Raw genomic sequence first — 12520 nt, forward strand, 5'->3', positions numbered from 1 at the left:
CGGCGACTGAGATCCAATCGCCGGCCGGCTTCGAGTTGTTGCTGGTGTTCGGTTAGAGCGCTGCGCCGGTCGTGAAGGTCCACGTACTCGTTACCAGGGGGTTACCCGCCAGGTCCCGAACGCTCGTGTTGCCGCCGGTAATTGTGACCCGGTATTGAACGTTGGAGCTGAGGCTCACCGAGGGATTGATGGTCAACACGTTGGTGGTGGCATTGAACGCTGCCACCGATGTGACGACCGCCCCGGTGGAGACCTGCGTAATACGAACCGTGGTGGCGTTGACTCCGGTGATGTCTTCACTGAAGGTTGTAATGACGTTGGCGTTTCGGCGTACCGCGACAGCTCCGGGTGCGGGAGTCCTATTCTGGATCCTCGGAGCCGGGCCTGTGATGAAGGTCCACGAGCTAGCCACCATCGTGTTGCCCGCCACGTCACGGATCCCCGAGAGGGTGGCCGTGTAGGTGCGGTCGGCGAGCAGGGTCGCGCTCGGGTTCAGCGTCGCGACCTGAGTCGTGGCGTTGTACGACACCGAGGCGGAGACCGCCGTGGCGCCAAGCCGAAGCACGAACGTCGTGCGGCTGACGCCCGTGACCGGTTCGCTGAACGTTGCCGTCAGGTTGCCGGTCTGGCTGACCGAACGAGTACCCGCTGCCGGGGTGCGCGTTGTCACGGTCGGCAGCACAAACTCCGTGCGCGGCGTGACGACAATCGAGCGAGCCGAGGCTGCTCCGGTACCGACCGCGTTGATCGCGGCAACATCGAAGGTGTACCCGGTTCCGTTCGTCAGTGACCCGATCACCGCGGCGGTCACGTTCGCCACCGTTGTGGTGCCCGTGGCCGTGGCGCCAGCACCGATGAAGGTGCGAACCCGGTACCCCGTGATCGGTTCCGCATTGGCGACCGGTGCCGGGGCAGCCCAGTTCACGGTGACCGACGCATTCCCCGCGACCGAGGTTCCGATCGTCGGAGCTCCCGCCACCTCCTGCACGACCGGCGCGGTCGGTGTGACGACCTCCGAACGAGCCGAGGGCGCTCCGGTACCGACCTCGTTGATCGCGGCGACATCAAAGGTGTAGCCGGTTCCGTTGGTAAGCGACTCGATCACCGTGCTCGTGACATCAGCCACGGTCGTGGTGCCGGTAGCCGTCGAGCCCGCTCCGATGAAAGTGCGAACGACGTAGCCGGTGACCGGCGGGGCATTGGGAACCGCGCCCGGTGCCAACCAGTTCACGGTGACCTCGGCATTACCAGCGACCGAGGTACCGATCGTTGGCGCGCCGGGCACGACCGGCACGACCGGCGCCGACGGTGTCACTACGTTGGACGAAGCCGAGAATGCGCTTGTTCCTTCCGCGTTGGTCGCCGACACTTGGAAGGTGTAGCTGGAACCGTTGGTCAACCCGGTGACAATAAGGTCGACTGCGGTTGCCGGTGCGGAACGCAGCGCACCCACCTGGACTCCGGCCGAATCGAGCACCTTCACCGAGAAGCTGGTGGGGATACCGGTCGGGGAGGATACCCAGTCAACAGTCGCCTGACCGTTGCCGGCGACCGCAGAGACTGTAGTGGGGGTTCCCGGGGCCACGGTGTCACTGAACTGCAGGCGTTCGATGTTGCGCAGGGTGTCGGTACCGTCGGTACCGCGGTTGTCGACCACGGTCGTGGTCGATCCGGCCGAGCCGAGCGTGCCATCGCCGCCGGTGGTGGTGATCGCATAGTCACTGGTCAGTCCAGAGAACCGTGCCGTGTCAATGCCCCCAGATCCATAAAGGATCTCGCGTACCGCCACGATGTCACCCGGGTCGACCGAGCCAGCGAAGACAGCTTGCTGCAGGGTCGGACCGAAGAATCCACCAGCGCCGTCTGAGAGGTACTGGCTGGCCATTGCACTCTGGTTCGTGCCGGTGATGCTGGCACTGCCGATCTCCGTCGCCGAGTCGCTCGGGTTGGTCCGAACGCTCAGGCGAAGGCTGAGGAACGCGTCACCGTCAATGATGTCATCGGCTCCTCGTCCCTCGATCAGGTCACTGCCCCCGCCGCCGAGGAGCACGTTGCCGGCGCCCCAGACGTTTGGACCGGTCAGGATCGGGCAGTCGCCCTGTGCCGACACCGCAACAACGGATGCCAGCGTGGTCGTGAATTCTGGAATCAGCGCGTCGAGGCCCGCGATGCGGTCTACTCCGGCCTGGTCCACAACGTCACAGCCGATAAAGCCGCCGCCGCCCACGGCGCTGGGAACCCGGTCGTCACCGCGAAGGGTGTCATTCAGCTTCCAGCCCGAAAGTGCCTCGACTTCGTTGTACTTATCGCGTACGCCGACCTGCAGGATGTCCAGCGGAGCGATCGGTAGAGCCAGATCGGAGTCCTGAGCCTGGGGGTCACCCTGGCCAGTCGACCAGTCGTAGCCGGAACCGCCCGCGACCTTTTCAATGCCGGGACCACCGACGCCAATGTCGTCGCCGCCCTCCATGTCGTAGTCGTCGTCGCCGCCCTGACCGATCATGAAGTCGTTCCCCGGCTTCTGTGAGTCGTCCAGGAAGAACAGGTTGCTGCTGTCTCCGATCATGAGGTCAGGCTGATTGCCGCCCTCTTCCCAGTCGTCACCACCGTCTCCCAAGGCTGCATCTAGGCTTTCACCGAGCATGATGAAGTCGTCGTCGGCGCCGCCAAAGGTTGTGTTGGCATTGGCTCCACCGTTCGTGAAGTCCTTGCCTTCGCCACCCATAATGATGTCGAGCCCGGGGCCGGCATCGATCGCGTCGTTGCCAGGACCGCCCTTGGGTACATCGTCTCCGGCGACGTCGGTGATGATGTCACTGCCTTCACCGCCAAGAGCCACATCGGCACCGCCTCCGCCCTCGATGAGGTCGTTACCGAGACCACCCCAGAAGGTGTCGTTGTCGTTGCCGCCGTAGATCCGATCCACCTGGCCCGTGCCGTTGTAGACGGCCTGCCCGTTGATGCCGGCGGGGTCGACCGTGTTGCGGGCACGGTACTTGATCGTGCCGTCAGGCATGCGAATCAGAAGCGCCGTCTCGTTACATTCAGATTGCGGATCGTTCGCGACGGTGTTGCCCGAAGCCGCGAACCCTTCGACGGTTCCCGCCAGGTTTTTCAGCTCGAACTTGCAGTCGGCCGTGGCGAAGGGGTCAGCCTTGAGGGTGTGCGCCGTGGTGTTGCGCATCATGAGTTCGGCAAACGAGTTGCCCTCCAGCTGGGTGCGGAGGTTCATGCCGGGCGTGCGGGCGAGGTAATACAACCGGTCTCCGTTTTGCAGGTCGGTCATCTGTTTCTCGAACACATAGTTGAACGTCGTGCCGAGCAGGCCACCGAACGGGGTCGTCATCTCAGCGAGGCCGCCGACCCAGAGGTCGACGTCGTCGAGACCGGTGATCGAGTGCGTGCCCGAGTTCACCCACGCTCCCGTGCTGTTCATAAAGTCCATGGCACCGTCCGGAGAAAACTCTCCGGCCAGGGCGTCGGGACTGACGATCAGTCGGGCAGCGTCACGCTTGCCGTCGAGCGTAGTCGCACCGGTAATGGTGGGGAACTGACCATAGGCGGCCACGAAGTTGATCAGCGATTCCGGGTGCTTGAGGTTTTCACCGAAGTCGATCCAGTTTGTGTACGGCCTGAGCGCGCCGTCGTTGGTCTTGTTGAACAGATCGCGACGAAAAACGTTCAACCGCGGCACACCTTCCGAACGTGCACGGGCCATATTGACCGATGCCAGGTCGAGCGGCAGGCCGAGCAGGTTGTTGCGCAGGGTGTCAGTGACGAACTCGTCGAGTTCGTTGCCGACCTGATCACTCATGCCCATGATGACGCTGCCCGCCGCCTCTTCAGAGGTCAGTTGACCATCGGGTCCACCGTCGGTATAGGCGGGTGGGTTAAGGAACCCTTTGAGCAGCGAGACATCGTTCTGGGTGCCCAGAACGTCGTCGCTCGTGCCGAACACTCCGTCAGTTCCAGGCTTGTCCTCGTTGCGACGCGAGATGGTTTCGGTCAGCATGGAGTGACCGAAGCGATACACCGCGTGAGCGAATTCAGCCGTGATTGCCGGATTGATTTCGGTCTGCGTGAATGCGAAGGGTTCGAACGGGTTAATACCGGGCTGCACCTTGCGCGCAAACTCCTCGAACACGAGGTGCTGGTACTCCATCTCGGTGACGAAGCGGGCAGCCTGAAACAGGCGGTCGCCGTTCCATCCGGCCGCTCCGCTGGCCAGTTTCCACTCGGCCAAGGCTGCAATGCCCTTGGCGGAGGTGTCGTTGGTCAGGGTTTTCTCAATGTCGCCGATCAGGCGGTCATGCTCCGAGTGGAATACCTGGTGAATGGCGGTCAGTCCGATGTTCTCGTTGACACGACCATCACCGGCGATGAAGTGAGTATCGAGCATCTCATCGTCGTAGGTCCCGGCCGGCTGGCTGGCGAAGTCCGCGGAGGCCGTGGTGTTGCTGTCCGGGGTCAGTCCAGCCTTCGGCTCCGCGTTGTGCGCGATGTCGGTCAGAAATGGGGTTTTGAAATACAGCGCGTTAGCCGGAACGGGCACGGGGCTGGCCGTGTCACCCTCGACCAGACCGGTCGCGGTGGCGTATTGCGGCATACCGCGCGCGGGCCCGGGGATGAACGTGCCGTAGGCATCCGCTGCGAGCATCGGCACGTTGAGCACGTCTTGATCGGTCAGCAGAAGGCCAAGAACATTGGCAGCCTGGGCCTTCGTTGTAGCCCAGGTGGCCATGCCTCCGGCGGAGGGTCCGGTAGGCCCGCCGAGCAGCTTGCCAGTGGCAACGGGATGACCACCCTCGGTCACGTACTCGCGCAGGAACACTTGGTGCGAAGGGTGTGAAGTATAGGTCTGGCTTTGGTCGACCCAGGGCGAATCCGTGTTGAGGGCATCCTGCACATCATCGGCACTCTCGTCGGCCGCGGTGGCCGGGTCGTCACCGGTGACGCCGTCGGGGCCAGGCTGGTTCTGTCCCCGAGTCAACACCATGAAAGCCTGACTTGCGGGTACTTCATCGCCGTTGCCGGCGATGCCGTCGGGGCCGGAAACGCGCAGCGGGTCATCCGCCTTGAGGGGCACGAAGACCGTGCCGCCGCCCTTGACCGTCTGGTCGATACCGTGGTCGAAGAACTGGCCGAAAAGGGTGAACAAAGAGTTGTACGGCGGAGACAGGCCGACATCCGTCGTCACGTTCGGCATGAACAACGTCTCATTAGACGGGATACAGCCTGCGGGAACGCCGAACGGCACGTCCGGGCTCGGGTCGGTCGTGCAGGCCACGACACCCTCATTGCCCTGGGTGCGCACCGGGTTTCCGGCGGCAGCGATGGCGGCTGGGTTGGTCGAGGTTTGGTCGACGATCAGGTTGCTGACAGTGCGCGGTTCACTGTCGAAGATCAGGCCCTTCTTCTGGGTGTAAGAGGTCGGGTTTGGCGGTCCGAAGCTGGAAGGAGTGACATCCGCTGGAGAGAAGGTCGGCTTCGCGAGGCGCGGGAAGACCTGGTCGGCGGCACCGAACTGATCCTGGCCGGGCTGCAGATTGTTGCAGGAACCGTCCACGGTGCGCAGTCCGAGCGAGAGCAGCGGGCTGCCGATTTGATTGGCACCGGTGCCAACGAGGGCGCCGCACGGGCCGGTAGCCGAGGTGGTGTTGGCCACGTGGGCTTCGGCGATCTTGATCTGTTTGAGAATGTAGGCGAGGTCCGAGGTCGTCACGGTAAAGCCCTGGCCGACCGGCGCGACGACCGCGCTAGCACTCATCGCGGACCCGAGCCCGAGTCCGGCGTAGAGCACGACGGCCATCCCCGCAGCGATGACGCGGGTAGTCGTGCGAAAAGCGCCCTGGGGGGTAGGGGTGGGACTTTCAACGCCTGGCGAAGATGGACTACCACGCATTCCGGTTATGCCTCTTGTGCTGCGCACGATTTCTTTTATTTTGAACCTGCTCATGACGCACCTATCTCTTCAGGGTGAGTAAACGCTGTAAGAGTGCGATGTAGACCCTATGGAAACCTTGGGCATTCGCCAGTCGGGCTGCCCGTTGATTCCCCCGTTGATTCCGTGCTAATTTCGCCTGACAATGCCTGATCCGTCCGCAGCTTCCGCGCGCCCCAACCTCATCCTCCCGCCGGTCGCTCGGCTAGCGGAGGCCCGCAGCCGCGTCGACGTGGCCGACATCGCTGTTCGCCTGTTTCAGGCCCAGGGCTACGAAGCCACGAGCACCACTCAAATCGCCGCTGCCGCCGGAGTGTCCCGAAGTACCTTCTTTCGTCAGTTCCGGTCGAAAGACGACGTGATCTTCGCCGATCACGACGAACTCCTGGAACAGATCGACAGGTACTTCGCGGTCGAGCACGATGATCCTTGGCTGGCCGTCTGCGACGCGGCCGCGCTCGTGTTCGAGCGGTTTCGGGAGCGTCTCGAGATCGTGCGGGTGCGCGATCTACTCGTGCGCCAGACATCCGTTCTGCGTGACCGCGAAACCGTCATGGTGTCGCGGTACGAAAAAATATTCTCGGCTTACCTGCGGCGCTCGCTGCTCGGTGTCGACCCGGTCATCGCGATTCAATTTGCGGCAGCCGTCACCGCCACGCACAATTTTGAACTGCGCCGCATGATTCGCGCCGCCGACTCAAGTCAGCTGCTCGACACGGCCGGGCTTGCGGCCGAGCTCCACGCGGTGCGCCATCGCTTCGATCCCTCCGCGAGCTCGCGGACCACAGACACGGTACCGGCGGCCAGCGAGCTGCTGGTCGCCGTGTTTCCCGCCTCGGCCCTGCCGGAAGACGTCGCCCGCGTGATCGAGAAGAGGCTTCGATCCACGGTTATTTGACACTTCGTGTCACTTGACCTGAGACTCAGTGTCAGATAGAACTGATATCACCCCCGCTACCGCGAAAGGCACTGATGCCCGATTACGATGTCTCGGCCCCCCTCGACACCGATTACTACGGCGTTTTTGCCGATGTACCCGAAGCTGATCGAGCGTTCTGGAGCCGGGCCCGTACCTTTGCAGTAGAGACCCTCGACGAGCTGAGCGAAGCCTGGGACAAAGCGGAGTACCCGCTGCACCTGGCTCGCCGCCTGGGCGAACTCGACCTACTCACCGACGGCGTCGAGGGGCCTGGGCTCACCCCCATGTCACCGCTCGCCGCCGGCCTGGTGAACATGGAGATCTCGCGCGGTGACGGTTCAATGGGCACCGTCGTGGCCGTGCAGGGCGGACTCGCCCTGCGCAGCATCGCCATGTTCGGTAGCGATGAACAGAAAGCCACCTGGCTGGTGCCGCTGGCCCGCGCCGAGAAGCTCGGCGCCTTCGCCCTGACCGAGCCGGATCACGGGTCGGATTCGGTGGGCCTCGAGACCACCGCCCATCGCGACGGCGACGAATGGGTCATCAACGGCGAGAAAAAGTGGATCGGCAACGGCTCAGTCGGCGACCTGACCGTAGTCTGGGCACGCGACAACGACGACAACGTGCGCGGCTTTCTGGTGGACCAGTCCCTGCCGGGGTACCACGGCGAGACAATGCTGGGCAAGGGCTCCCTGCGCGCGGTACATCAGGCCCGCATCACGTTGACCGACGTGCGGATTCCGCTCGATGCTGTACTGCCCGGCACCCACACTTTCAAAGACACGGCCGCCATTCTGTTCGCCACCCGGCTCGGTGTGGCGTGGTCGGCACTTGGACACGCCACCGCGGTCTTCGAAGCAGCCCTCAACTATGCGCAGCAACGTGTGCAGTTCGGTAAGCCGATCGCCGGTTTTCAGATCGTGCAGGAACGCCTCACCCTCATGCTTTCTGAGCTCACGTCGATGCAGTTGCACTGCATGCGCTTGGCCGAACTCGACGCGGCCGGAACCCTGCGGCCCATCCAGGCCAGCCTCGCCAAATTTCACAACACCCGCGCGGCCCGGTCCCTCGCCTCTCTCGCCCGCGACATGCTTGGCGGCAACGGAATCCTGCTCGAAAACCACGTCATTCGGCACCTGGCCGATATTGAATCCATCCACACTTACGAGGGCACGGAGAGCATCCAGTCTCTGCTCATCGGTCGCGATCTGACCGGGGTCAGCGCCTTCCACTAGATTCGACGTGTTTTCGCTAAACCCGACACGCTTTTCAGAGAAATCACTTTGCCGGCGGTGTCTGAGTGAAGTTTCTGACAGGGCGTCTGACGTGCTCCCTCTGTATGACGACAGGCGGGTCGAGAACCAGACCTGAATTTGATTCTCCTATACCCAAGCGGCACACCACCGAACGAACTACTCTTACTTGGATGCTGATGGAAGAGACGAATGATCCGGCTCCGGCCGCCCTGCTCGGCAATGGTTTTGTGCGCGTGCGCGGGGCCCGCGAGAATAACCTGCGTAATGTGAACGTCGACGTACCACGGGACGCCATCGTGGCGTTCACCGGGGTCTCTGGGTCGGGCAAGTCCTCGCTCGCCTTCGGCACCATCTTCGCGGAGGCGCAGCGCCGTTTCTTCGAGTCGGTCGCGCCATATGCGCGCCGATTGATTCAACAAGGGCATACCCCGCACGTTGACGAGATCACCGGGCTGCCACCGGCCGTCGCCCTGCAGCAACGCCGCGGAACGCCGAGTTCGCGCTCGAGCGTTGGTACAGTCACGACGCTCTCCAATTCCCTGCGCATGATGTATTCTCGTGCCGGCATATACCCGGCAGATGCAGACGGTCGCCTCGAATCGGATTCGTTTTCGCCCAATACAGCTATGGGAGCTTGCCCGCGGTGCCACGGCCTGGGTATGGCCCACACCGTCAGCGAGGAGTCGATGGTGCTTGACGCCACGCTAAGCATTCGTGATGGCGCAATCACTGCCTGGCCAGGTGCCTGGCAGGGCAAGAATTTGCGTGACATCGTCGCCGTGCTCGGCTACGACATCGATGTACCGTGGCAGGAATTGTCCCGCGCCGACCGGGACTGGATTCTGTTCACCGAAGAGCAGCCGGTAGTCGAGGTGGTACCGCAGCGCGATCGTATCGCCAAGCCCTATCAGGGCCGTTTCTGGAGTGCGAAGAGCTTCGTGCTGCACACTCTCGCCGACAGCAAAAGCCCCAACGTACGGCAACGTGTGTTGCGCTACGTCGACACCGGCCCCTGTCCGGTCTGCGGCGGCAGCGGGCTGAAGCCCGACGCTCTCGCCGTCACCGTGGCCGGGCACTCGATTGCCGTTCTGAACACCCTGCCGATGACTGCCCTCGCCGACATTCTGCGGCCGATCGTAGCGGGTGATACGGCGTCGGAGGTGGCCATGACCCTGGCCAGCGACCTGCTGCGCCGTATCGACGTGCTGCTCGAGCTCGGTCTTGGCTATTTGGCCCTCGGCCGGTCGACCCCCACGCTCTCGCCGGGAGAAATGCAGCGGCTGCGCATCGCCACACAACTGCGCTCGGGCCTGTTCGGCGTCATCTATGTGCTCGATGAGCCTTCCGCCGGCCTGCACCCAGCCGACGCGGAGCCCCTGCTTCTCGTGCTCGAGCAGCTCAAGCTGTCGGGCAACTCGGTCTTCGTGGTCGAACACAATATGGACGTGGTCAGCCGCGCCGACTGGGTCGTCGATGTGGGTCCACGGGCCGGTGAAGGTGGCGGCGACGTGCTCTATAGCGGGCCGACCGCTGGACTGGCCGAGGTAGAGACTTCCGTGACGCGGCGGTACCTGTTTGCGGACCACCGCGATCTGGCGCCACGAGCAAAGTTGCGGCATCCGCTGGGGTGGCTGGGCCTGACGAATATCACCCGGCACAACCTGCGAGGGCTGGACGCGCAGATTCCGCTCGGGGTACTCACTGCCGTCACCGGCGTTTCGGGGTCAGGCAAGTCGACCTTGGTCAGCCACGTTCTCGCCGAGGCCGTGGGCCTGCATTTGCATCCGGCTCTCGACGATGAGCCCGCGCTCGACCTCGGCGACCCGGATGCCGCTGGAGAAGCCGCAGCAGAAGCGGCTGCTGATGCGGCGTCCGGTGAGCGAATTTCCATCGCACAGGTCACCGGACTGGAGACCATCGACCGTTTGGTGCAGGTCGATCAAAAACCGATCGGGCGCACACCGCGGTCAAACCTCGCCACCTACACCGGGCTGTTCGATGCCGTTCGGGCGACCTTTGCCGCCACGGACGAAGCGCGTCAGCGCGGTTTCAACGCCGGTCGATTTTCTTTCAATGTCGCTGGCGGTCGCTGTGAAACCTGCCTCGGTGAGGGCTTCGTGGCCGTCGGGTTGCTGTTTCTACCGGGAAGCTATGCCCCCTGCCCCACCTGCGGCGGGTCACGCTACAACCTCGAAACCCTCCAGGTCACCTACCATGGCAAGAACGTCGCCGAGGTGCTCAGCCTCACAGTGGATGCCGCGCTGGTCTTCCTCGCCGACGTCGCCGTCGCCGCACGCAGCCTAGAGACCCTGCGCGAGGTGGGACTGGGCTATCTGCGTCTCGGCCAACCGGCCACCGAGCTTTCCGGCGGCGAGGCGCAGCGCATCAAGCTTGCGACCGAACTGCAACGCGCACGGCGCGGCCACACGCTCTACCTGCTCGACGAGCCGACAACCGGGCTGCATCCGGCCGACGTGGAGCTGCTCATGCAGCAGCTCGGGCGCCTGGTCGACGCGGGCAACACCGTCGTCGTGGTCGAACACGAGATGGACGTGATCGCCGCCGCCGACTGGGTGATCGACCTCGGCCCCTCCGGCGGTGACCAGGGCGGCCGCATCATCTCCGCTGGAACTCCGGCAACGGTAGCGGCCCATCCCACCAGCCGCACCGCACCGTACCTGGCCCGCCGCCTCGCCTGACCTCCCCGCACCCTGCTCTTCAGTTTCCTTGAGGTTCATTCCAATAAATAGTGCCTGAACGAGTGGCGGCTCGGTCTGTTCTGGTGCGGCGGAATAATTCATACCCTGCACAACGCTTCACCTGGAGGCGCCCACAGCGAGCCGTCACGGGGGCACTCACGGGTTGGGCGACCCGCTCATTTTCGCACCTTCCCTTTCGCACGACCTCCTTTTGCACGACCTCCTTTTGCACGACCGTCAGGGTCCGTTATGACCACGACAGCAAGCGCGCCCACCACCAAGGCCGACCTGCACCCGGACGCCCAGCGCAACCAGCTGGTGATCCGACTCCTATTGGTCTCGGCCTTCGTTGTAATTTTGAACGAAACCATCATGGGTGTGGCGCTGCCGCACCTCATGGACGACCTCGACATCACGGCGACCGCGGCGCAGTGGCTGACCACAGCGTTCATGCTCACCATGGCCGTCGTTATTCCGATCACCGGTTTTCTGATTCAGCGCTTCAATACGCGGCCGATCTTCATCGCCGCGATGACACTGTTCAGCACCGGCACCCTGATCGCCGCTGTCGCACCCGGCTTCGAGGTGCTTCTGGTTGGCCGCATCGTGCAGGCCACCGGAACAGCCATCATGATGCCGCTGCTCATGACCACCGTCATGACGCTCGTCGCACCCGCTTCCCGCGGCAAGACGATGGGAAACATCTCCATCGTCATCTCGGTTGCCCCAGCCATCGGCCCCACCATCTCCGGCATCATCCTGAGCCTGCTGGACTGGCGCTGGATGTTCCTGATCGTGCTGCCGATCGCTGTCGGCGCGCTCATTCTCGGTGCCTCGCGCATGCAGAACGTGACAACGCCGCGCACGGTTCCCCTCGACGTGCTCTCCGTCATCCTCTCCGTCTTCGGCTTTGGCGGCTTCGTCTACGGACTCAGCAACCTCGGCACTGATCCCGCGACCGGATGGCTGCCGCTTGGCATCGGCGTGTTCGCCCTGTTCGTGTTCGTGTTGCGCCAGCTGCAGTTGCAGCGCACCGATCGCGCCCTCCTCGATCTGCGCGTGTTCACCTCGCGCACGTTCACCCTCTCGATCTCGATGCTCAGCATCAGCATGATCGCCCTGTTCGGCACCATCATTCTGCTGCCGCTCTACATGCAGAACGTGCTCGGCATGACCGCACTCTCCACCGGGCTGTTGCTGCTTCCGGGAGGGCTGACCATGGGCCTGCTCGCGCCGTTCGTCGGCCGCATCTACGACCGCCGCGGCCCGACCATTCTGCTCGTTCCCGGGTCGATCATCGTCAGCGGCGCCTTCTGGGCGATGACCATGATGGGCCAGACCACACAACCGTGGATGCTCATGGTCAGCCACATTGGCATGAGTGTCGGCCTGTCGATGCTGTTCACGCCGCTATTCACGTCGGGCCTCGGATCGCTCCCGCCGGAGCTGTATTCCCACGGCAGCGCAGTTGTCGGCACCATCCAGCAGCTGGCCGGCGCCATCGGCACCGCACTGTTCATCGCCGTGATGACCTCACAGTCGGCCGCTCTCATGAGCCAGGGTGCCTCCGAGGTCCCCGCGACGGCATCCGGTATTCACGATGCGTTCCTGTGCGGCGCGATCATCTCGCTGTTCGCGATTCCAGCGGCGTTCCTGGTGCGGCGTGCACCGCTCGGTGCGCCGGCACCCATCGGGCACTAGCCCG

Annotated in this window: 5 protein-coding genes; 4 read left to right on the forward strand and 1 reads right to left on the reverse strand. The window is 63.7% G+C overall.

From position 1 onward, the window contains the following. Nucleotides 1-52: 52 nt before the first annotated feature. Nucleotides 53-5956 (reverse strand): peroxidase family protein, encoded by a 5904-nt coding sequence (locus CXY83_RS10110; protein WP_146069904.1) that lies wholly within the window; start codon nt 5954-5956, stop codon nt 53-55. A 130-nt stretch (nt 5957-6086) separates the two neighbouring features. Between CXY83_RS10110 and CXY83_RS10115 the strand changes: the two genes are divergently transcribed. The 4 genes from CXY83_RS10115 to CXY83_RS10130 all read left to right on the forward strand — a co-directional run bounded on the left by CXY83_RS10115 (nt 6087) and on the right by CXY83_RS10130 (nt 12516). Further along, on the forward strand, nt 6087-6839 hold the full coding sequence (locus CXY83_RS10115) for a TetR/AcrR family transcriptional regulator (protein ID WP_104197230.1): 753 nt from the start codon (nt 6087-6089) through the stop codon (nt 6837-6839). A 74-nt stretch (nt 6840-6913) separates the two neighbouring features. Continuing rightward, on the forward strand, nt 6914-8095 hold the full coding sequence (locus tag CXY83_RS10120; RefSeq protein ID WP_104197231.1) for an acyl-CoA dehydrogenase family protein: 1182 nt from the start codon (nt 6914-6916) through the stop codon (nt 8093-8095). Between the two features lie 191 nt (nt 8096-8286). After that, complete coding sequence (locus tag CXY83_RS10125; RefSeq protein WP_199184944.1) at nt 8287-10815, forward strand: excinuclease ABC subunit UvrA; 2529 nt, start codon at nt 8287-8289, stop codon at nt 10813-10815. Nucleotides 10816-11064: 249 nt separating this feature from the next. After that, complete coding sequence (locus tag CXY83_RS10130; RefSeq protein WP_104197233.1) at nt 11065-12516, forward strand: MDR family MFS transporter; 1452 nt, start codon at nt 11065-11067, stop codon at nt 12514-12516. Nucleotides 12517-12520 lie beyond the last annotated feature (4 nt).

It is taken from the genome of Cryobacterium sp. M15 (genome assembly GCF_002929675.1).
Classification (GTDB): Bacteria; Actinomycetota; Actinomycetes; order Actinomycetales; family Microbacteriaceae; genus Cryobacterium; species Cryobacterium lyxosi.